We start from the raw sequence: 20,882 nt of genomic DNA on the forward strand, positions 1-20,882 counted from the left end.
GCGCGAACGTCCCGGTCACTGTGCGAGGTGCACAGGCTCGCCGTCACGCCTGTGCACCTCGCCCGGTCAGAGGCTCCGGACACCGTCCAAGAGCCGGTCGACCTCGGCGGCCGTGGTGTAGGGCGCGATGCCGGCCCGGACCGCGCCGGTGTCACCCAGCCCCAGGTGACGGGAGCATTCCAGCGCGTAGAAGCTGCCCGCGGGCGCGTTCACGCCCCGCGCGCCGAGGCGCTCGTAGACCACCTGCGACGGCACGCCCGCGACGGAGAACAGCACCGTCGGGGTGCGGCGCCGGGTGGGGGAGCCGTACCGGGTGACGCCGGGGATCTCCGCCAGGCCCGCGTCCAGCCGGTCGAGCAGGGCCCGCTCGTGCTCCTCCAGCTCGGTCAGCGACCGCAGCAGGCGCTGCCGCCGGGAGCCGTCGCCGGGCACGAGGCCGGCCAGGAAGTCGATCGCCGCCGTGGTTCCGGCCAGCAGCTCGTACGGCAGCGTGCCCAGCTCGAACCGCTCCGGCACGGCGTCGGTCGAGGGCGCGAGCTTGTCCGGGTGCAGGGTCTCCAGCAGCTCGGGCGCGGCCGCGACCACCCCGAGGTGCGGGCCGAGGAACTTGTACGGCGAGCAGCCGAAGAAGTCCGCGCCCAGCGCCGTGATGTCGACGGGCGCGTGCGGCGTGAGGTGCACGCCGTCGACGTAGAGCAACGCTGGGGTTTCGTGCACCGCGACGGCGATCGCCGGGATGTCCGGGCGCGTGCCGAGCAGGTTGGACGCCGCGGTCACCGCGACCAGGCGGGTGCGGTCGGAGAGCAGGTTCGTGACGGCGTCGACCGGCAGCTCACCGGAGGCCGGGTCGAAGTCCGCCCACCGCACGGTGACCCCGTGCGCCTCCGCCGCCTGCACCCACGGCCGGATGTTCGCGTCGTGATCCAGCCGGGTCACCACGACCTCGTCGCCGGGTTGCCAGGTCTTGGCCAGCGCGCGGGAGAAGTCGTAGGTCAGCTGGGTCGTGTGCTGCGCCCGAACACGATGCCGCCGGGCAGCTCGACGAGCAGGTCGGCGGCGGCCTGGCGCGCCTGCGCGACGATGCCGTCGGCGCGGCGTTCGGCGGCGGTGATCGAGCCGCGGTTGGCGATCGCGGCGCACAGGGTCGCGGCGACGGCCTCGCCGACGACGTCCGGCACCTGCGAGGCGTCGCGGCCGTCGAAGTGCGCGGCGCCCTCGTCGAGCGCGGGGAAGTGCTTGCGTACTGCGGTTACGTCATAGGCCACGAGGCCAGCATGCCTCAGGAAGCGGCGAACGTGCGGCGGTAGTCGTGCGGGGACACCCCGACCACGCGGTGGAAGTGGTGCCGGAGCAGGGCGCCCGTGCTGAACCCGCACTCGCGCGCGATCTCCTCGATGCTCAGCCGGGTGGTCTCCAGCAGGGTGCGGGCGTGCAGGACGCGTTGCGTGGTGAGCCACTTGACCGGCGTGGTGCCGGTTTCGGCGGCGAACCGGCGGGCGAAGGTGCGCTCCGACATCTGCGCGCGCCGGGCCAGCGCCGGAACCGTGTGCTCCTCGGCGAGGTTTTCGACCATCCACGCCAGCACCGGTTCCAGACTGTCCGCTGTGGACTCCGGCATCGGCAGCTCGACGAACTGGCGCTGGCCGCCGTCGCGCTGCGGCGGGACCACCATGCGGCGCGCGATCGCGGTGGCCGCCGCGGAGCCGAGTTCGCGGCGGACGAGGTGCAGGCACGCGTCGATGCCGGCGGCCGTGCCCGCGCTGGTGATGATGTCGCCGTCGTCGACGAACAGGACGTCCGGGTCGAGGATCGGCTCGGGGAAGCGCTGCTTGAACTCCTCGATGTGCTTCCAGTGGGTGGTGCACGGCCTGCCGTCGAGCAGCCCGGTGGCGGCGAGCAGGAACGCGCCGCTGCACACGGTCAGGAGGGTGGCGCCGTTCGCGTGGGCCTTCCGGATGGCGTCCAGGACGGCGGGCGGGTATTCGTCGCGGATGCGCATCGCGGGGATGGCCACGAGGTCGGCGCCGTCGAGCCCGTCCAGGCCGTACTCGGGCGTCAGCTTGACGCCGATCCCGGCCTGGATCGGTTCGCCGGCGCGTTCGCCGCAGACGCGGAACTCGATGGAAGGCACGCCTTCCTCGGTCCGGTCGATGCCGAACACCTCGCAGACGACGCCGAACTCGAAGACGGCGGCGCTGTCGACCAGCACGGAAGCGACGGTGCGAAGCATGCCTCCCAGAGTAGCTGGCAGGATTTTGCCGAACAAGGTCTGTTCTGCCACTTATGGCAGGTTCTCGTGCGGCGAATAATTTCTGCCATGACCGGATTGCTGATGTTCCTGCTGCTCATCGCCCTGATCGTGTGGGGCCTCAACCGCAACCACCGCCGCCAGGCGCCGCCGCGGATGTCCGGCAGTTTCGACGTCGAAGACCGCGACGCGTCGCGGATCCGAGCCGCGGCGGCCGCGCACCGCGACGAGGTCGACCGCCTCGAGTTCCAGATCGCGGCGGCTCCGCGCACGCGTCACCACGTGTTGCGCGCCTGACGACGACCTGGACTGGCGAGCTGAGCCCGGCCGACACGACCGGCATCCTGCGCCGCACGTGGATCCACCCGGCCCGCTGTGGGCTGGGACCGGCTCTCCGGCTGGGCCCAGGCCGAAACGCCGGGTTTCGACGCGGCAGGCACCCACCGGGTGATCCGGCACCTCGGTGGTGCGGTGACCGTCCGCCGCGGGCGGCACCCGGTGGCCCGCGGCCCCGCTACCTGATGCGCACGCGGGTCGAGCACGCATGCCGGTTGTTGTACGGCAGCATGTTGCCGATCCCGGAGGTCGCCGTGCGGTGCGGATTCTCGCGGTCCCCACGCTTCGGCGAGGAGACGGCCCTGTCGGCCGACCCCGAACATCAAACTCTTCGCGATGACGACCGTCTGACCCCAGGCAGCACGAGACAGTCGCGGAAAATATCCGCGAGCCGGCACCCGAGGTGACCGTTCGGCGCCGTAAGGCGCCCCTCTGCGCGAAGCGCAGGGAAAAGATCAAGAGATGTCCTCGCCGGACGGGCAGGCTCCGGGATGACGGGGAATGCAGTTCCGTCACCTTGGCGAGGTGGTCGCTGGGTGGTCAAAGCCCCGGCGCGCCGCGCGCCTGGGAGAGCCCGTGGTGACCGGTCTCGCCGGTGGTGGCTGGGTTTTGCGCCGCCCGGAAAGCCTATGGCGAGTGGCGCCGGGGTGTCGGGGTTTCCCCGATTAGCCACGATCGAGTGAACGTGCCGGTGCCTGGACTGTCTTTTTGTCGGTGCCGCCCTGCATAGTCGATCGCACGACGACGCGAACTCCGAGGGGGAGACGATGTGCGGGAAGTGCGACCGGCCGGGCGGGCACCTGCGCCACCTGTGCGAAATAGTAGGTGAGCACGGGTGGGCGGTGATTTCGTTCGAGGGCAACGGTTCGCGCCCGCCGTGGGCGTACACGGTGGGGTTGACCGGCCGGGGCATACCGGAGTTGGTGGTGACAGCGATGGAGCCCCACCAGGCGCGCGACGTGTTGAACGACGTGGCCGCGCACCTGCTCCACACGGGGGAGCCGGACCTGGAGCCGGGGGAGCGGTTGCCGGGCCCGGGGAACCTGCTGCTGGAGGCCGTGGCGGTGGAGGTGCCGTGGGTGCACTTGACCGTCGCGGTGGACCTGTACGGCCCCGAGATCCGCGCGACGCAACTGGTCCACGCGGACGCACGGGGCCGCTGGCCGTGGCACCGAGGATGGCTAGGCCCCGGCGGACGCCAGCCAGTGCTGGGTCGCCGCGCGGGCGCGGCGCTAGCCCAGCTGGCCAACCCACCCTGGCCCTAGCTGCGCGGTGCGGCGACGTCGGTGACGGGCTGACGCGAACAGGATGAGCTTCGTCGCGGGTCGCGGAGTGCTCGAAAGCCGACCGAGCCCACCGATGGCACCGCCCGGTCCACATTCACACAGAGAGGAGAGACGCCACACGCAGGTCCGTCGCCCAACGCCGTCGGACAACGACCCGACAGGCAGGGCGCGCCTCCGGGCTGCCCACCCAGCGGGCCCCTCGCAGGGCTGTCCACCGGGCGGGAACCCCCGCAGGGCTGCCCATCCGACGGGACCCCCGCAGGGCTGCCCACCCGACGGGAGCCTCGGAGGGCTGCCCACCCGGCGGAAACCCCGCAAGGCTGCCACCCAGTGGGCCCCTCACATGGGCTATCCACCGGGAAGGAACCTCGCCGGGCTGCCCACCCAGGGGGAACCTCACCGTGGCTTGCGGCGCCGCACCGCCATCCACTCGAAGTCGCGCACCCGGAAGTTCACGCCCTGCGCCGCGCGCACGTCGCGGTGGTGCTCGACGAGCTCGTCCGTCGTCCAGGGGCGTACCGGCCGCTTGCGGCGCGTGCGCAGGTCGTGCACTCCCGCGACGACCAGCAACAGGCCGATGAGGCTGACGATGACCACCAGAATCACCATGGGCGACCTCCCCAGACGGGTCACCCCCGATTCTGCCACCGATCGCGCCACGAAAGGGGAACGACCGTGTGCGACCCGCGCCGCTGGGCCACCATGTGGGGGACCGCCACCGCCAAAACGGGAGGACACCCATGGCCACGATGCTGGCCGGCCGGCTCGAGATCAGCTCGCGCAAGTTCGGCGTCCGGGAGGTGCCGGTCCCCGACCCCGGGCCCGGCCAGGTTCGGATCAAGGTGCGCGCGGCCGGGGTGTGCCTGTCCGACGTCCACCTGATCGATGGCACCCTCACGCCGCTCTTCCTCGAAACCCCGGAGGTCACGCTGGGGCACGAGGTGGCGGGCGAGATCGACGCGATCGGGCCCGACGTGCCGGACCGCTGGCACGAGGGCCAGCGCGTCGCGCTCGAGGCGGGGGAGCGCTGCGGCCAGTGCCCGAACTGCGTCCGCTTCCGCGACCCCTGTCTGCAGGTCCGCACGCGCGGCGTCGACTACGACGGTGGCTGGGCCGAGTACGCCCTCGCCGGCCAGCACACCCTCATCCCGATCCCCGACGACCTGCCGTTCGTGCAGGCGGCGATCGTCCCGGATGCCGTGTCCACGCCCTGGGGCGCGGTCACCGGCACGCTGCAGGCCCAGCCGGCTCGCCCGGCCGGGGTGTGGGGCGCGGGCGGGCTCGGCGTGCACGCGGTGCAGCTGCTCCGGCTGATCGGCGCCGCCCCGATCGTCGCGGTCGATCCGTTGGCAGCGGCGCGGGAACGGGCGCTGGAGTTCGGCGCCGACCTGGCGCTGGACCCGGGCGACCCCACCCTGCGCGAGCAGATCCTCGCCCTCACCGGCGGCGCCGGGCTGGACGTCGCGTTCGACATGGCCGGAGTCCCGCCGGTGCGCGAGCAGGCGGTCAGCTGCCTGGGCCTCGGCGGACGCCTCGTGCTCGTCGGCCTCACCCCGAAACCGCTCACCGTGACCGACGGCATCGGCTTCAGCTACCGCGGCCAGCACCTGCTCGGCCACTACGGCTCCCAGCCCGGCGCCGTCGAGCAGCTCATCGAACTGGCGCGCTACCACCGCGTGGAGTGGAGCCGCTCCATCAGCGGCACCTTCCCGCTCGCCGAGGCCGCGACCGCCGTCGAGCACCTGGAACGGAAGGAGGGCAACCCGGTCCGCCTCGTCCTGGTCCCCTGAGCCCGGCGCCGGAATCGGCCGCATCGGGATGCACGGCGCCCCGGGCTGAGGCAGGCTGGAGAGCATGGCCGAGGACAGGGTGACGGTGCAGGTCGACGGGCGCCGGCTGTCGTTGTCCAATCTGGACAAGGTCCTCTACCCGGAGGCGGGTTTCACCAAGGGACAGGTGATCGACTACTACGCGCGCATCGCCCCGGTGATCCTGCCCCACCTGCGCAACCGGGCGCTGACCTTCCGCCGCTGGCCGGGCGGCGTGCAGTCGAACCCGTTCTACGAAAAGGACGCCGGGCGGCACGCCCCCGACTGGGTGAAGACCGCGAGGATCGCCGGCGGCGGGCGCGGGCAGAGTTCGGACGTCAACGCGTATCCGCTGGTCAACGACGTCCCGACGCTGATATGGGCGGCCAACCTCGCCGCGCTGGAACTGCACGTGCCGCAGTGGACCGTCGGCCCGCGCGGGGCCCGCCGCAATCCCGACCTGCTGGTGTTCGACCTCGACCCGGGCGAGCCGGCGACGATCGTCGAGTGCTGCCGGGTCGCGGAGCGGCTGCGGGACCTCGTGGCGGCGGACGGGCTGCGGCTCTACCCGAAGACCAGCGGCTCCAAGGGCCTGCAGCTGTACGCGCCGGTGAAGACCGCGACACCGGAGGACACCTCGGCCTACGCGAAGGCCGCCGCGAAGAAGCTCGCCGCCGAGACCCCGGACGAGGTCACCGCGGCGATGACGAAGAGCCTGCGGCCGGGCAAGGTGTTCATCGACTGGAGCCAGAACAACCCGCACAAGACGACGGTCGCGCCGTACTCGCTGCGTGGCCGCGCGGAGCCGACCGTGTCCACCCCGGTCACCTGGGACGAGGTCGCGGCCTGCCGTCGCCCGGTCCAGCTGAAGTTCCTCAGCGACGACGTCCTCGACCGGGTCGAGGAGATGGGCGACCTGCTCGAAGACCTCCACGAGAACCCGGTGAAGCTGCCCCGCGCGCGTTGACCGCGACGAGCCGAGGGCTTCGCCGTGAACGGCGAACCGATCGTGCCGGACGAACAAGTAACGTGAACCGCATGAGCCCACGCTGGTACGAAGAAGGTGAGGAGCCCGACTACCGGTTCACCCTGGCCAACGAGCGCACCTTCCTGGCGTGGCTGCGGACCGCGCTGGCGCTCATCGCCGGTGCGGTGGCGCTCATGCAGTTCGTCCCCCAGTTCTCGGTCGCCGGGATGCGTGCCGGCCTGGCCGCGCTGCTCGCCGTCACCGGCACGCTGCTCGCGGCGTTCGCCTACCGCCGTTGGGCCCACGTCCAGCGCGCGATGCGCAACAAGCGTCCGCTGCCGATGACGTGGTTGCCGTTCGTCGCCGGCTGGGCCGCCGCACTCGCCGGGGCTGTCGTGCTTGTCGTGGCGTTGGTGACGGTCCGATGAGGGACGTGGGATTTCGGTGCGGGCGGACCGCTCCGGCCGCGGCTGTCGTGCTCGTTGTCGTCCTGGTCGTGGTCCGATGAGGGAGCCGGGGTTCCTGCCCGAACGGACCGCCTTGGCCGTGGCTGTCGGTCTCGTCGTCGTCCTGGTCGCCGTCCGATGAGGGACCCGGGGCTCCAGCCCGAGCGCACCGCACTGGCCTGGCAGCGCACCGCGCTCGCCGCCGCCGTCGCGGCCGTTCTGCTGCTGCGCAGCGGGCTGGTCCGCGACGCCCCGCTGGAGATCGCCGCCGCGGGGTGCGCCGCCGCGGTCGTGGTGCTGTGGTTCGTCGCCGTGCGGCGCCCGCCGACCACCGGCAGCACCCGCCGCGTCCTGGGCGCGGCGGCCATCGCCGTCGCCGCGGCCGGTGTCCTCACCGCGGTGCAGGTCGTCCTGCTGCCCTGATCGTTCCACTGTGGACGGTTCAGCGCCCGGCCGGTCGGCGCGCACCGGAATGGTCTTCCGGCCCTAGGCCGGGCACCGCGGGTGTTCCTAGCATCGAGCCTGGACGTTCAACGGCGAACGAGGAGGCGTCATGGCGGGCAACAAGGCAGTCACCTATCTGGGACCTGGCAAGGTCGAAGTCGCCACCATCGACTACCCGACCTTCTCGATGAAGGACGGTCCCGGGGTGCACCAGGCCAACGTGGGTCGCGAAACTCACCACGGTGTCATTCTCAAGAACGTGGCGACCAACATTTGCGGCAGCGACCAGCACATGGTGCGCGGCCGCACGACCGCGCCGGAAGGCCTGGTGCTGGGCCACGAGATCACCGGCGAGGTGGTCGAGGTCGGCCGGGACGTGGAGTTCATCAAGGAGGGTGACCTGGTCTCGGTGCCGTTCAACATCGCCTGCGGGCGGTGCCGCAACTGCAAGGAGGGCAAGACCGGGATCTGCCTGAACGTGAACCCGGACCGGCCCGGATCGGCTTACGGCTACGTCGACATGGGCGGCTGGGTCGGCGGGCAGGCCGAGTACGTGATGGTGCCGTACGCGGACTGGAACCTGCTGAAGTTCCCGGATCGCGACCAGGCGATGGAGAAGATCCTCGACCTGGCGATGTTGTCCGACATCTTCCCAACCGGCTTCCACGGCTGCGTCACCGCGGGCGTGGGTGTCGGGTCGACGGTGTACATCGCGGGCGCCGGACCGGTCGGGCTCGCCGCGGCGGCGTCGGCGCGGCTGCTCGGGGCGGCGGTGGTGATCGTCGGTGACCTGAACGCGGACCGGCTGGAGCAGGCGCGCAGTTTCGGCTGCGAGACGGTGGACGTGTCGAAGGGCGATCCGAAGGAGCAGATCGCGGAGATCCTCGGTGTGCCCGAGGTGGACTGCGGTGTCGATGCCGTCGGGTTCGAGGCGCGCGGGCACGGCAGGGAGGCGGCGGACGAGCACCCGGCGACGGTGCTGAACTCGCTGATGGACATCACGGCGGCCGGCGGCGCGCTGGGCATCCCGGGGCTGTACGTGACGGGCGACCCGGGCGCGGCCGACGAAGCCGCGCGGCACGGTTCGCTGTCCATCCGGATCGGCCTGGGCTGGGCCAAGTCGCACGCGTTCACCACCGGGCAGTGCCCCGTGATGCGCTACCACCGGCGCCTGATGATGGCGATCCTGCACGACCGGGTCCACATTGCGAAGGCGGTCAACGCAACACCGATCCCACTGGCCGAAGCCCCGAGGGGCTACCAGGAATTCGACCGCGGCGCGGCACGCAAGTACGTGCTCGACCCGCACGGCCTGCTGACCACGGCGTGAGGGCCGGCCGTGCCGGAGGCAGAAGGCGGCCTCCGGCACGGCCTGGTCGGGGGCCACTCGGAACAGCCACAGGCCGGGCAGCGCTGGACGCGGCCCGTTGACCGGGGCCGCTCGGAGTGCACCCGGGCGGCTGCGCAACTTCGGCGCGCCTGCCGGGAAAGCCGCCCCAGCGGGTGCGGCAACTTTCGGCGCGGCCTGGTTGTCGGGTTGACGGGAACTGCTCGCGGCTGGGCGGCTCCGGCCGCGGCCGGAGTGCTCGATTCGCCGCCGGCCGAGCCGCTGAGCGCGTTCGCCGAGGGCAGGCGGATCGCGGTGCACGGCCCGGAGTTCGACGCCCGGGCGGCCAGCCGGTTGCGTGCCGAAACCCTGCGGCTGACGGGAGTTGCGGCCGGGAAGGTGGTCGCGAAGGGCCTGGAGCCCTGATCCGGCCGGGGCATCACTCCGCGGCCAGCCGTGCAGCGAGGGCGACGAACGCGCCCGCGAAGATCCGCCGCATCCAGGCCTGCACCCGCGGCCGGGACAGCACGCGGTCGCGCATCGCGGCGGCGCCCGCGCCGTAGGCGAGGAACACGACCAGCGTCAGCGCCATGAACACCGCGCTCAGCTCGACCATCGTGAGCAGCGAGTTCGGGTCCCCGGCGTGCACGAACTGCGGCAGGAACGCGAAGAAGAAGATCGTCAGCTTCGGGTTCAGCACGTTCACCAGCACCGCGGACACGATCACCCGCGGGGCCGACCGCGGGGCCGGCGCGCCGGGCGTCTGGTCCTTCTCGCGCAACGCCGACCACGCCAGGTAGAGCAGGTAGGCCACCCCGGCGTACTTGATCACCTGGAACGCGACCGCGCTGGCGTGCAGCAACGCGGCGAGACCGGTGATCGCGGCGACCGCGTGCGGGACGATCCCCAGCGTGCAGCCCACCGCGGCGACGGCGCTCGCCCGCGTGCCGTGGGCCAGGCCCGCGCTCATGGTCAGGAGCGCGCCGGTGCCCGGCGTGGCCACGACGACCAGGGCGGTGAGCAGGAACTCGACGGACATGTCCCCACCCTGGCGCGATACTGGTCCGGTGAACAGGTCCAAAGCCGAGCCGGTCGAGAGGTCCACAACCGGATCGGACTTCCTCCAGCTCGACATCGGGGACGCGCCCCCGGGCGGCCGGTCGGCGTGGCTGTCGGCGCGCCTACGGGACGCGATCGCCGACGGCCGCCTGCCGGTCGGCAGCCGGCTGCCCGCGACGCGGACGCTGGCCGCCGAACTGGGCGTGTCGCGCGGTGTGGTCACCGAGGCGTACCAGCGGCTCGTGGAGGACGGGCACGTCGCCGGGCGCGGCCGGGGCGGAACTGTCGTGGTGGCGGTGCCCGTCACCGCGTCGCCCGCACCGCCGCCCGCGCCGAGTGCGGACGTCGTGTTCGAGCCGCGGCCGGACGTCTTCGACCGGTTGCGTGCCGCCCCGGCCCGCATCGACCTCACCCCCGGCGTGCCGGACCTGGCCGCGTTCCCGCGGGTGGCGTGGCTGCGTGCGGAACGGGTGGTGCTCGGCGACCTGCCGCCGGCCGATTTCGGGTACGGCGATCCGCGGGGCGCCCCGGTGTTCCGGCTGGCCGTGGCGAACTGGCTCGCCCGCAACCGCGGCATCCGGGTCGATGCGGCCGATGTGGTCGTGGTGGCCGGGGTCGCGCAGGCGCTCGACCAGGTCGCGACGGTGTTCCACGCGCACGGCATCGACGAGGTCGCGGTGGAGGACCCCGGATCGCTGGGCGCGCGGCAGCACCTGCGCAACGCCGGCCTGGCGACCCCGCCGGTGCCAGTGGACGACGACGGCATCCGGGTGGCGGACCTGCGCTCGCCCGCGGTGCTGCTGACGCCCGCGCACCAGTTCCCGACGGGCGTGGTGCTCGGCGGCGAGCGGCGGCGCGAGCTCATGCGCTGGGGTGGCCTGATCGTCGAGGACGACTACGACGCCGAGCACCGCTACGACCGCCCGCCGGTGCCCGCGCTGCGCTCGATGCTGCCGGAGCGGGTCTGCTACGCCGGCAGCATCTCGAAGCTGCTCGCCCCGGCGCTGCGGATCGGGTGGATGCTGGTGCCCGCCCGGTACCAGCGGGATCTGGTGGACGCGAAGCGGTACGCCGACCTGGGCAACGCCGTCCTGCCGCAGCTGGTGCTGGCGCACCTGATGACGTCGGGCGAGCTGGAGCGGCACCTGCGTGTCGTGCGCCGGCGCCACCGGCACCGCCGTGACGCGATGATCGCCGCGGTGCGCCGCCACCTCCCCGGCGCCCGCGTGCACCGCGCCGCGGCGGGCCTGCACCTGATGATCACCTTCGCGGCGCGTGTGTCCGATGTGGACCTGGCGGCGGCGGCGCTGGCCCGCGGGGTGAAGGTGCAGCCGTTGTCGTGGCACCGCCAGCTCCCGGGAGAGCCGGGCCTGGTGCTGGGCTACGCCGCCAGATCAGCGAGCGAGATCGAAGAGGGGGTGCGGATCATCGCGGAGCTGGCGACCCGTCGTGGTTGACGGTGGTCATCACCAGCGTCAAGCTGAACGACGTGGCCCTCGAACAGTTCGCGACGCACCGGGCGATCCACACCGTGCCGGCCGAGGACCCGCGTGCGCTGGGCGCCGCCTGCGCCGGCGACATCCGGGCGGCGTTCGACGCCTACGCGCGGCTGTTCGCCGCGCACGGCATCGGGGCCGAGCAGGTGCGCGCCTGGGGCGCGGCGGCACTCGCGGCGACGCACGAGTGGGCGCCGTCGCTGGCCGCGGAGATCCGCGGCGTGGCCGAGGGCAGCGGCTTGGCGGAGTGGCAGCTGGGCGCGCTGAACGGGCGCACGGAAATCCTCGCCGCGGGCGCGGTGACCGGCGAGGGCGAGTGCTCCACGTCGGTGGTGCTCGCGGACGGATCGCCGCGGACCGTGCAGACGTGGGACTGGCACGACACCCTGCGCGCCGCCATGACCGTCGTGTCGTGGCCGGGCGTGTGCACGTTCACCGAGGCCGGGGTGGTCGGCAAGATCGGCGTGAACTCCGCCGGGCTCGGCGTGCACTTCAACGTGCTGCGGCACGCCTCGGACCACGCGGACATCGGGGTGCCCGTGCACGTGGTGGCCCGGCGGATCCTGGACGAGGCGTCGACCGTCGAGGAAGCCACCGACCTGGCCCGCTCGGCGCGGTTGTCCGTGTCGTCGGTGATCACGGTGGTGACGGCGGACCGGGCGCGGTGCCTGGAGCTGAGCCCGGCCGGGGTCGGGGTGATCGACCCGGCGGACGGGGTTCTGTGGCACGCCAACCACTTCCTCGACGCCGCGCTCGCCCCCGGGGAACGGACGACCGAGGACGTGTCGACGACCTTCGCCCGCGGCTCGTGGCTGCGCGCGCACACCGCGGAACTCGGGGCCGCGGATCTGTCGGCGCGGGCGCGGGCGTTGTGCGCGCACACCGAGGACGGTGCGGCGGTGTGCGCGCATCCCGACATGTCGTTGCCGCCGCACGAGCGGTGGGAGAGCCTGGCGACGATCTCGCTCGACGTCGTGGCGGGACGGCTGCACGTGCACCCCGGCGGCCCGTGCTCGGTGACGCCGGAGAGCTGGCAGACGTTCACGGTCCGGCCCGCCGCGCCCGCCCGATGACCGGGTGCGCCCGCCCACGAAACGGCGAAACCCGGCGCCGGGCGGAATATCTCGTCGCGTGTGGACCGTTGCCGCGAACATGAAGGCAATCGCACTGCAGGAGTACGGCTCGGCGGACGACCTCCGGCTGGTCGACCTCCCGGACCCCAAGGTCGGCCCGGCGGAAGTGCTGGTCAGGGTCAAGGCGGCCGGCGTCAACCCGGTCGACTGGAAGCTCGCGGGCGGCGGGCTGGACGCCCTGATGGAGGTCCGGTTCCCGCTCGTGCCCGGGTGGGACGTGGCGGGTGTGGTCGAGAAGGTCGGGCTGGACGCGGGGGAGTTCGCCGTCGGCGACGAGGTCTTCGGCTACATCCGCAAGGACTGGGTGCAGCAGGGCGCGTACGCGGAACTGGTGACGGCGCACGTCCGCATGCTCGCGAAGAAGCCCCGGTCGCTGGACTGGGCGCAGGCCGCGGGCGTGCCGCTGGCCGGCCAGACCGCGTACCGGTCGCTCAAGCGCGTTGGGCTCCAGGCCGGTGAGACGGTGCTGATCCACGCGGCCGCGGGCGGCGTCGGCTCGTTCGGCACGCAGATCGCGGTCGCCCTGGGCGCGCGGGTGATCGGCACGGCGAGCGAGCGCAACCACGACTACCTGCGCGCGCTGGGTGCCGAGCCGGTCACCTACGGCGAGGGCCTGGCCGAGCGGCTGCGCGAGCTCGGCCCGATCGACGCCGCGGTGGACTTCGTCGGCGGCGACGCGGTGGTGATCTCCCGCGAGTTCGTGAGCGCCGACCGGATCGCCTCGATCGCCGACCCGGAGGTCGGCCCCCACGGCTACGTGTGGGTCCGCCCGGACGGCGCGGAGCTGGCCGAGCTGGCCCGCCTGGCCGACGACGGCAAGCTCACGGTGCACGTCGATCAGGCCCTGCCACTCGCCGAGGCCGCCGAAGCGTGGCGGCTGAGCCAGTCCGGACGCACGCGCGGGAAGATCGTTCTGACCGTCTAGGCGACGAAGACGCAGAACGGGTGCCCGGCCGGATCGGCGTAGACGTAGAGCGGTTCGTCGGGATCGTCGCTGCGGTCGCGCAGCAGCCGGGCGCCCAGCCGCAGCACCCGCTCGTGCTGGGCCGCCAGGTCCGACTTCGTCGGCACCGTCAGGTCGAGGTGCAGCTGCTGCGGCACCGGGCCGTCCGGCCACGTCGCCTCCGGCAGGGCGTCGACCTGCTGGAAGGCCAGCTGCGGGATCCCGTCCGGGGTGCGCAGCACGAGCCAGTCGGCCGGGCCGTCCTCGTCGCCCGGCCGGTACACCAGCCCGAGCAGCTCGCGGTAGAACTCCGCGAGCCGCCGGGCGTCGGTGCAGTCGAGGACGACCTGGCGGAACATCGGCAGGGTCATGCCGATCATCCTGCCGCAGCCCGTCCCCGTCGGCTGGGCGACGCCGGACTACCCTGGTGTGGTGGCCGAACCCGCCCCGCTCCCGCAGCGCCACGGGCTCGACCCGGCCCGGCTGAAGCTGCCCGCCGAGGGGCCGTGGGCCACGATCCGCGACCACCTCGCCGAGCACCGCACGCGCCTGCCCGAGGGGCGGCTCGACGAGATGCTCGCCGAAGGCCGGATCGTCGGCGCGGACGGGCCGGTCACCGCGGACACGCCGTTCCGGCCGGGCGCGTCCGTGTGGTTCCACCGCGACCTGCCCGACGAGGTGCCCGTGCCGTTCCCGATCGGCGTCGTGCACCGCGACGAGCACCTCGTCGTGGTCGACAAACCGCACTTCCTGGCCACCATCCCGCGCGGGCGGCACGTGCTGGAGACGGCGCTCGTCCGGCTGCGGCGCGACCTCGGACTGCCCGAGCTCAGCCCCGCGCACCGGCTGGACCGCGTCACCGCCGGGCTGCTGATGTTCGTCACGCGGCGCGAACACCGCGGCCGCTACCAGACGCTGTTCCGCGATCGCCGCGTCGCCAAGGAGTACGAGGCGATCGCCCGGCACGATCCCGCCCTCGACCTGCCCGTGGTCGTGCGCAGCCGGATCGTCAAGGACCGCGGGAGCATCACGGCCCGCGAAGAACCCGGCCCGGTCAACGCGGAAACCCGGATCGAACTGCTCGAGCACGCCCGCGGCCTCGGCCGCTACCGGCTGGTCCCGGCGACCGGCCGCACGCACCAGCTGCGGGTGCACATGGCCGGCCTGGGCATCCCGATCCTCGGCGACCGCTTCTACCCCACACTGACCGAAACCGGCCTCGACGACTTCACCCGCCCACTGCAACTGCTGGCGAAGACGCTGGCGTTCCGCGACCCCGTGACGGGGGAAGAACGCCACTTCACCAGCAGGCTCGCGCTGGGCGCCTGGATGTCCTATCCGGACTGGGCGGTCAGGGCGGAGCCGGCCGGCCACATCGGACCGTCGTCGAGCGACGCCTAGTCACTGAACCCGAGGGTGGCGTAGCTGGCCTTGAACTTCTCCGCGCTCTGGAAGAAGCACACGACCTTGCCGTCCAGCGCGTAGGCGGACATCCCGTACCACAGCTTCGGTTCCAGGACCGGCGCGGCGGCCCTGACCACGGGGTGGACGCCCTCGGCATCGTTCTGTCCGACGGCGCCATGTCCGCGATCTTCGCGAGCACGTCCTGCTCGGCCTGCGCCGCCTTGTCCGCCCGGGAGCCGCGACGGGCCGCGGCCTTCAGCTCCTTCGAGTGGTCCTGCATCGCGGTTCGTTCCTCCGCCGTGAAGCCCTCGTGCTTCACGCTCGCACTGCTGCCCATGATGATCTCCTCCGGAATTACCGGCACGCACGTGCAGGACCGACCAGCCTCGGCGCCCAGGGCGCCGCACGGACGGACGAGCTGCTGCAGGCGACGCTCGACCTGGCCACCGAGGCCGGGTACGCGGGCCTGAACATCGAGGCGGTCGCGCTCCGCGCCGGCGTCGGGAAGCACACGATCTACCGGCGCTGGCTGTCGATGGCCGCGATCCTGCTGGACGCGCTCAGCCGGGTGTGGACGACCGACCTGGACTACCACGACGCCGGCGACGTCCGGGCCGACCTGCGCGAGCGGGTCCTGCGGTCGGCGCCCGCGCTCTCCCAGCCGCCGATCGGCCGGTGTACCGCGCGGTGATCGCCGGGGCCCAGTCCGACGCCGAGTTGCGGGCGACCCTGCACGAGCGGTTCCTGGCGACCGTCGAACAGAGCACCTTCGATCGGATCGTCCGGGCCCAGCCTTCCGGGGAACTGGTCGCCGACGCTGATCTGCGCTTCCCGGCCGAGGTTCTCTGCGGCACCCTGTACTACCGCTAGTTGCTGTCCACCAAGCCGATCGACGAGGAGGCCGCGACCAACCTGGTGGACATGTCATGGCCGCCTGCGGAACCGGCTCGCGGTCCTGACGCGGGATCGCCGGCCGAGCAACAGGAACATCGCGCCGGTCAGCAGCAGAAACCCGGGCACCAGCAGCAGGGCGTCGGGGGTGGTGGGGGTAGCGGACCAGCCGGCGGACCGCGCCGCGCCGTCCAGCGTGGTACGCACGACCGTCAGGTAGGTCAGGTGCAGGGCGATGGACGTCCACAACGAACCGGTGGTGATCCGGGCGATCAGCAGCACCGCGCCGAAGATCGGATAGAGGACCGCGTACGAGACCGGATCCGAACCCACCGGGGCGAACGCGGGCGCCGGCACCTCGATGCCCAGCAGCGCACCCACCCACGCGTGAACCACCGATGACCCCGCGCCGGTGAACGTGAACAACACCACCGTGACGAGGAAAGCCACCCACCGGCGCAACGCCTGATCGAGCGTGTCGTAGACGTAGCCGCGGAAGACCAGCTCCTCCGGGAACGCCTCGAGCGCGACGGCGATCAGCGCGTTGACGACGACGAACTCGACGAGTCTCGCCGCGTCGAGCGGTCCCCACGCCAGCCACCCCGCCCACGTGCCGGCACCGAGCAGCGCGGCCGCCGAACCGCCCGTGACCAGCACCCCGAGCCCGAACGACCGCAGGCCCGCCGCGGGGCCGGTGAGGCCGAGCCCGGACATCGGCCGGTGGTCCACCCCGCGGCGGAGTAGCACGATCAGCGACACGGCGAGCACGAGGCAGATCACCGCGGCCAGTGCCTGCCGCGGGACGCCGTCCAGGCCGGTGCGGCTGTGCACCGCTTGCGCGATCGCGCCCGCGGTGCCGAGCGCCACGGCCATCACGCACGTTCCCGCCAGCGCCATCACCAACGCTCGTGCCACGACCCGGGCCCGAGTCGCTCGCTCTGGTGCCCCGTTCGCCCCCGTCCGCGTGCCCACCGTGTCCCCCTCCGCCATCGGTTTTATTTCGGTCGACTGTACAGAAACAAGCCTTCGGGTAGAAATGTCGGATGAGGAGGAGTCGTGCCGAAGATCGTTGACCACGAGCAGCGCCGCTGGGAGCTGGTGCGAGCGGTGTGGCGGGTCATCCGCGAGCGAGGCGTGCAGGGCGCGTCGATCCGCTCGATCGCCCGTGCGGCCGGGTGGTCCCCGAGCTCGGTCCAGTACTACTTCTCCACCCAGGCCGAGCTGTTGCTGTTCGCCCTGCGTGCGATCTCCGAGGAGACCGAACGCCGCCTGACCGAGCTGGAGTCGCCCCCCGACCCCCGCGACCGGGCGCTGACCCAGCTCGAACGACTGCTCCCGATGGACCCGGACTCCTACGTGGCGACCGAGATCTGGGTGGCGTTCCTGTCCCTGGTGCTGGTCGACACCGAAGCCAGAGCCTTGCACGAGGAAGCCCACCACCGGTTGGCCTGCCTGTGCCGCGAACTGCTCGACGGGATGTCCGCGACCGGGCAGCTCGCCCCGGACGTCGATCTCGACCTCGAAGCCGGCCTGCTCCACGCGCTGTTCGACGGCCTCGCCGTGCACGCGGTCACCGTTCCGGACCAGATGCCCGCCACCCGAATCCGGCACCTGCTCGAACGCCACCTCGACCGACTCCGCGGATAAGCACGCGGACGGCGGCAACGGGGTGATGGTTGATCGGAGCAGGCAATCGGCACGAGGTGACGGCTGTGCGCACATGAATCAGCCCCTACCGCGTTCCCGCTGGTAGGGGCTGGCTTCGAGGGGGTGCCCTCGGCAGGATTCGAACCTGCGACACCTGCCTCCGGAGGGCGGTGACCTCCTGGTTATACGGGGTCTACCTGCGGCTTTGTTGTCTCAACTGTCGCACCACGGGCCGTTAGTGCCGCTCGCGTCCTGGTTTCGCACCACGAGCTGCACCACGTGATCCGCTATGCGTCCGGTCGGTCTCAACGAAGGTGAAACCACGCCCCCTGTCTTCGCATCTGAGAGGGATGTGTAACGTCGTTCATCTCTGTCACGAGTAGGCACCCCCGAGGAGTGCGGTGGAGAGGGTTGTCCTGTGGGCCGCGGCACCGGTCGGCGCACATACCGTCGCTGTCGAGGGTGCCGCTCGGATCGCGAATAGAGCCCTCTTCTCCGTCCATGTTCGTACGCAGATCGAACTTGCATCCGTGCCTGATGAAGATCCGCCCGAGCCACCGCTCATACGTGGCGTGACGACGTCAACACACTACGTGGGCATCGTCGTCATGAATGCTCCGGTGGACCGGGCTGAGCCAGCATGTCAGGACCTGATGATGAGAATCCGAAGCATGCAGTGTAAGGGGCGCAACGCAAGCATTGCGATCTATGTGGACGCGAGCATAGCGTCCACGCGGCACCGCGAATTGGGAGTTGAGGTCCCGAAGGAAATGGGCTTGCTTCCGTGGGAGGTCGTCGAGTTCGAACATCCCCTCCATCTACAACAACTCGTCAGCACGGACCTGATCGTGCAATGTGCCGAACGATGGCGGGACAATGATGCGGAGCTTAGCTGATGAATGATTGGGTTCGTGCCCTTGTCGACCCGCAGACGATGGCTCGTCGCGTCCACGTCTCGGCAAACGAGGTCGCCCCGCCTCACCTGTTCGCTGTTCTGGTGATGGGCGACTTCGATGACTTCGTCAGAGTGGCGCCACGGTACGGCTTGCAACTTCCTGACTGGAGTCCCAATTTCCCATTCACTGAAAAGGTAGAGCGAACTCCATTACAAGTCAGCGCCGTCGAAAAAGACGTCTTGTTTGGAATGCTCGGGGTTCTTGTGGGTAGACCGCAGGTTCCTCAGGAGTTAGAAGAGTATGCCCCCTTGGAACCTGGGCTTCAGAACGGCGGAAGGCTTAGGGCGGTGGCGGCTATCGTCCGCGCGCTAAGCCTCGTCGATAACGGCCTCATCGATTCTGCTATTCAAGTGCTGGAATCCGCGGAGGCGGACGTTGATGAACCATATGAATTAGCACTGTTGCGTCTGCATCTGGCGGCAACGATCGAACTTTATTGTCCTGCTGGTGATGTTCGATTCGACCGCGCTGCGGAATTGTGGCCTCTAGTCTCCGGGCAAACCTTGGAAGACGACTCGCCCCCGGTGGGTGGAGTGCCGCTTCACCTAGTTATTCGAGCTCTAGCGCAGCAAGGCGAGCTGACTGCGCAGAGTAGGCAGGGTCGGTGGTTCCTCAGGACCGATGACGAAGACTACCTGTTCCGACGCCTACTGTCGAACTTCGGCAACTTACCCTACGCGGAACTTGGCGATGCGCTACTCAAAGACCAATTCGAAAATGCAACACGTAGATCGCGCAACACGATCACGATTTTTTCCAGCGGATCAGATAAGGCTGCCGATATATTAGGTAGAGGCCTTCTGCGTGCGCGTTGTTCCGCAAATGTTCGTGAAAGCTCCAGCTTAAGGCGCGCCATCGCGCGAAGTCAGATAGTCGATGTTTTTGGCACGAATGACACCGACTCCGCGTCCGCTGCACTCCAGGAGCTTTTTGATACGAGAGATTCTAAAGGGGTCAAACGTGCTGCATCGCTTCTTTGGGTCGATGGGCCTTATCTTGCACTTCAGCGAGTTACCGAGCGAGCGATTTCCCACATGTCCTCGCCTTCGCCTGCAGATAGCCCGGTTCTATCTCCAGTCCTGCTTGAACTCTTGCGATCAGGCCTAGATGTAGTCGACAGCGAATCGCTGCGACATGCTGCGAGATTTGTGGTTGATGCGCTGAGTCGTAGCGACGTTCGCGCAGTGGACCAGATTGAGATGACTGCGCTGGCGGGCATCATAGCCGAGTGTCAGGTTCGCGAAGTTCACGAACTTCTAAGTCGGGCTATTGGAGAAATAACCCGTTCGGCGACAGATGAAGAATCCCATGAAGATCACTATATAGCCGGCTTGATCTCGAAGATAAATTGGAAATGGGTGCCTGAGGAGCAGCGAGGTGAAGTGCTCGCATGGGCGCTCGGGAGCGATTCGTCCGGACGCATGCGAGCGACACGTATCGCTGTGTTGCAGGAACTCGCGGAGGTTGACCTCTCGCGGGTCATCGATCAATTGCGCGCCGATACACGCGATTCGCGCTCGCTTGATGTGGCTGCGGCGCTATGGAATGCTGGCTTTCGTCGTGGTCAGTTGACTTCCGAAGATCTCGAAATAATAGAAGATGTTGCACTTAGGGAACTTCGCGCAATCCAGTCATCGGCCCATCGTGGGTCGTACTCCCTTGGATTTGGTGCTGAACCGGCGGGGATTCTGGTTAGGCTGGCTACATACGGCAAAAGGGAATCAGCTTGGGACGCCTTGGTTGAGTTCTTGACTGATCCTGCTGTATCTCTCAGGGATAAGTCGACGTGCGTGAGCTATATTGCGGGTTCCGATGGAAATTTGCCAGATCATGTGTGTAGGCGTTTGCGTGAGCGCTTGAAGTATATTTCTTCGACGAACCCCTTTGAACAGGAGACTTCGTCTAAGCTTCGCAAAGGTTACCGCGTTGCAGGGGTTGAGGTATCTAGCCGTGAAGAGTTGTTTCTTGCCATCAGCTTGAATGCTCTAAGTGTAAGACAAGTGCTCGCTGTGACCACTGATTTAGCGGCTAGTCACTATAGTCAAGACCGTTTGACAGCTTCCCGGGCAATTCGCTTCAGTCGTTCAAAGTCTTCACGGCAAAGTCTCTTGCCTTTGGCGCTAACGTTGAGTCGTGATGCTGATGTAGATGTCCGAGGCTCGGCGCTCAGGACCCTGACCGTCCTTCGAAGTTCGACAGGATGGCGCGCCGCTGTTATCGATCAAGCGCTGTTCGACGCAACTGAAGAACCCGGTGTGTTGCTCCCACTTCACGCCGCTTATGCGATCCGGGATATCCCAGTGTCAGCACGATCGCCCCTGCTGGAGGAGGCTGTAGCTAAACTAAGGCGTCACTCGAGCTGTAGGATACAAGCGGTCGTCTCATCGCTGGTGGAAAGCGAAGAATCGACGGTTCACGAGTAATCGCTAAACCGAGATTGGAGATAGATGGGGGAAGGGCAGAGAGGCCCAGAGGCGGATGTCGTTGGCGC

General features: G+C 69.9%; 22 protein-coding genes and 2 pseudogenes. 17 read left to right on the forward strand and 7 right to left on the reverse strand.

What is annotated here, in order from left to right; all coding sequences use genetic code 11:
• Positions 1 to 66 precede the first annotated feature (66 nt).
• Both D0D28_RS21950 and D0D28_RS21955 read right to left on the reverse strand, forming a co-directional pair.
• Positions 67 to 1,265: pseudogene (locus tag D0D28_RS21950) on the reverse strand (cysteine desulfurase-like protein).
• A gap of 14 nt (positions 1,266 to 1,279) precedes the next feature.
• Positions 1,280 to 2,230, reverse strand: coding sequence for a helix-turn-helix domain-containing protein (locus tag D0D28_RS21955; RefSeq protein ID WP_116111905.1), 951 nt, complete (start codon positions 2,228 to 2,230; stop codon positions 1,280 to 1,282).
• Positions 2,231 to 2,317: 87 nt separating this feature from the next.
• Between D0D28_RS21955 and D0D28_RS21960 the strand changes: the two genes are divergently transcribed.
• Positions 2,318 to 2,545 (forward strand): hypothetical protein, encoded by a 228-nt coding sequence (locus D0D28_RS21960; protein WP_116111908.1) that lies wholly within the window; start codon positions 2,318 to 2,320, stop codon positions 2,543 to 2,545.
• 806 nt (positions 2,546 to 3,351) lie between these two features.
• A complete protein-coding gene (locus tag D0D28_RS21965) occupies positions 3,352 to 3,849 on the forward strand; it encodes a DUF4262 domain-containing protein (protein ID WP_205413328.1) in 498 nt (165 codons plus the stop codon).
• Between the two features lie 417 nt (positions 3,850 to 4,266).
• On the opposite strand, the gene D0D28_RS21970 is transcribed toward D0D28_RS21965, so the two are convergent.
• On the reverse strand, positions 4,267 to 4,479 hold the full coding sequence (locus D0D28_RS21970; protein WP_094006611.1) for a hypothetical protein: 213 nt from the start codon (positions 4,477 to 4,479) through the stop codon (positions 4,267 to 4,269).
• 131 nt (positions 4,480 to 4,610) lie between these two features.
• Here D0D28_RS21970 and D0D28_RS21975 point away from each other — a divergent pair, with 131 nt between their 5' ends.
• The 6 genes from D0D28_RS21975 to D0D28_RS22000 all read left to right on the forward strand — a co-directional run bounded on the left by D0D28_RS21975 (position 4,611) and on the right by D0D28_RS22000 (position 9,288).
• Positions 4,611 to 5,660: a zinc-binding dehydrogenase gene (locus D0D28_RS21975; RefSeq protein ID WP_116111912.1), complete on the forward strand. Its 1,050-nt coding sequence runs from the start codon at positions 4,611 to 4,613 to the stop codon at positions 5,658 to 5,660.
• 64 nt (positions 5,661 to 5,724) lie between these two features.
• Positions 5,725 to 6,645 (forward strand): non-homologous end-joining DNA ligase, encoded by a 921-nt coding sequence (gene ligD, locus D0D28_RS21980; protein ID WP_116111914.1) that lies wholly within the window; start codon positions 5,725 to 5,727, stop codon positions 6,643 to 6,645.
• 71 nt (positions 6,646 to 6,716) lie between these two features.
• On the forward strand, positions 6,717 to 7,073 hold the full coding sequence (locus D0D28_RS21985) for a YidH family protein (RefSeq protein ID WP_094006640.1): 357 nt from the start codon (positions 6,717 to 6,719) through the stop codon (positions 7,071 to 7,073).
• A gap of 156 nt (positions 7,074 to 7,229) precedes the next feature.
• Positions 7,230 to 7,514 carry a DUF202 domain-containing protein gene (locus D0D28_RS21990; RefSeq protein ID WP_094006608.1) on the forward strand — a complete coding sequence of 95 codons (285 nt, stop codon included), beginning with the start codon at positions 7,230 to 7,232 and terminating at the stop codon, positions 7,512 to 7,514.
• Between the two features lie 130 nt (positions 7,515 to 7,644).
• A complete protein-coding gene (gene fdhA / locus D0D28_RS21995; protein ID WP_094006607.1) occupies positions 7,645 to 8,865 on the forward strand; it encodes a formaldehyde dehydrogenase, glutathione-independent in 1,221 nt (406 codons plus the stop codon).
• A 207-nt stretch (positions 8,866 to 9,072) separates the two neighbouring features.
• On the forward strand, positions 9,073 to 9,288 hold the full coding sequence (locus tag D0D28_RS22000; protein WP_205413329.1) for a hypothetical protein: 216 nt from the start codon (positions 9,073 to 9,075) through the stop codon (positions 9,286 to 9,288).
• Between the two features lie 13 nt (positions 9,289 to 9,301).
• Here D0D28_RS22000 and D0D28_RS22005 read toward each other — a convergent pair whose 3' ends face one another.
• Positions 9,302 to 9,901: a LysE family translocator gene (locus tag D0D28_RS22005; RefSeq protein WP_116111917.1), complete on the reverse strand. Its 600-nt coding sequence runs from the start codon at positions 9,899 to 9,901 to the stop codon at positions 9,302 to 9,304.
• A 28-nt stretch (positions 9,902 to 9,929) separates the two neighbouring features.
• Between D0D28_RS22005 and D0D28_RS22010 the strand changes: the two genes are divergently transcribed.
• From D0D28_RS22010 to D0D28_RS22020, 3 genes are all read left to right on the forward strand, one after another.
• On the forward strand, positions 9,930 to 11,378 hold the full coding sequence (locus D0D28_RS22010; RefSeq protein WP_116111919.1) for a PLP-dependent aminotransferase family protein: 1,449 nt from the start codon (positions 9,930 to 9,932) through the stop codon (positions 11,376 to 11,378).
• 2 nt (positions 11,379 to 11,380) lie between these two features.
• Positions 11,381 to 12,490, forward strand: coding sequence for a C45 family autoproteolytic acyltransferase/hydolase (locus tag D0D28_RS22015; protein ID WP_240323299.1), 1,110 nt, complete (start codon positions 11,381 to 11,383; stop codon positions 12,488 to 12,490).
• 79 nt (positions 12,491 to 12,569) lie between these two features.
• On the forward strand, positions 12,570 to 13,475 hold the full coding sequence (locus D0D28_RS22020) for an NADP-dependent oxidoreductase (protein ID WP_116111921.1): 906 nt from the start codon (positions 12,570 to 12,572) through the stop codon (positions 13,473 to 13,475).
• Here the strand turns inward: D0D28_RS22020 and D0D28_RS22025 are convergent.
• Positions 13,472 to 13,873, reverse strand: a complete 402-nt coding sequence (locus tag D0D28_RS22025; protein WP_116111924.1) for a VOC family protein — start codon at positions 13,871 to 13,873, stop codon at positions 13,472 to 13,474. The genes D0D28_RS22020 and D0D28_RS22025 overlap by 4 nt on opposite strands.
• Before the next feature lie 49 nt (positions 13,874 to 13,922).
• Here D0D28_RS22025 and D0D28_RS22030 point away from each other — a divergent pair, with 49 nt between their 5' ends.
• Positions 13,923 to 14,894 (forward strand): RluA family pseudouridine synthase, encoded by a 972-nt coding sequence (locus D0D28_RS22030; RefSeq protein ID WP_240323302.1) that lies wholly within the window; start codon positions 13,923 to 13,925, stop codon positions 14,892 to 14,894.
• Here the strand turns inward: D0D28_RS22030 and D0D28_RS36925 are convergent.
• Positions 14,894 to 15,234: pseudogene (locus D0D28_RS36925) on the reverse strand (hypothetical protein); the annotation flags it as partial. The gene D0D28_RS22030 and the pseudogene D0D28_RS36925 overlap by 1 nt on opposite strands.
• Between D0D28_RS36925 and D0D28_RS22040 the strand changes: the two are divergent.
• On the forward strand, positions 15,208 to 15,588 hold the full coding sequence (locus D0D28_RS22040) for a TetR/AcrR family transcriptional regulator (RefSeq protein ID WP_205413331.1): 381 nt from the start codon (positions 15,208 to 15,210) through the stop codon (positions 15,586 to 15,588). The pseudogene D0D28_RS36925 and the gene D0D28_RS22040 overlap by 27 nt on opposite strands.
• Positions 15,573 to 15,767, forward strand: coding sequence for a TetR-like C-terminal domain-containing protein (locus D0D28_RS36245; protein WP_198958277.1), 195 nt, complete (start codon positions 15,573 to 15,575; stop codon positions 15,765 to 15,767). Before D0D28_RS22040 ends, D0D28_RS36245 begins: the two co-directional genes overlap by 16 nt.
• 54 nt (positions 15,768 to 15,821) lie before the next feature.
• Here the strand turns inward: D0D28_RS36245 and D0D28_RS22045 are convergent, their stop codons facing one another.
• On the reverse strand, positions 15,822 to 16,703 hold the full coding sequence (locus D0D28_RS22045; RefSeq protein ID WP_162831149.1) for a CPBP family intramembrane glutamic endopeptidase: 882 nt from the start codon (positions 16,701 to 16,703) through the stop codon (positions 15,822 to 15,824).
• A 141-nt stretch (positions 16,704 to 16,844) separates the two neighbouring features.
• On the opposite strand from D0D28_RS22045, the gene D0D28_RS22050 reads away from it, so the two are divergent.
• The 3 genes from D0D28_RS22050 (at position 16,845) to D0D28_RS35755 (ending at position 20,814) form a co-directional block, all read left to right on the forward strand.
• Positions 16,845 to 17,435 carry a TetR/AcrR family transcriptional regulator gene (locus D0D28_RS22050; RefSeq protein ID WP_116111931.1) on the forward strand — a complete coding sequence of 197 codons (591 nt, stop codon included), beginning with the start codon at positions 16,845 to 16,847 and terminating at the stop codon, positions 17,433 to 17,435.
• Positions 17,436 to 17,965: 530 nt separating this feature from the next.
• Positions 17,966 to 18,331, forward strand: a complete 366-nt coding sequence (locus D0D28_RS22060; protein WP_162831150.1) for a hypothetical protein — start codon at positions 17,966 to 17,968, stop codon at positions 18,329 to 18,331.
• Positions 18,331 to 20,814 (forward strand): hypothetical protein, encoded by a 2,484-nt coding sequence (locus tag D0D28_RS35755; RefSeq protein ID WP_162831151.1) that lies wholly within the window; start codon positions 18,331 to 18,333, stop codon positions 20,812 to 20,814. The genes D0D28_RS22060 and D0D28_RS35755 overlap by 1 nt, the downstream gene beginning before the upstream one ends.
• Positions 20,815 to 20,882 lie beyond the last annotated feature (68 nt).

Source organism: Amycolatopsis ruanii (assembly GCF_003385175.1).
GTDB lineage: Bacteria > Actinomycetota > Actinomycetes > Mycobacteriales > Pseudonocardiaceae > Amycolatopsis_E > Amycolatopsis_E thermalba.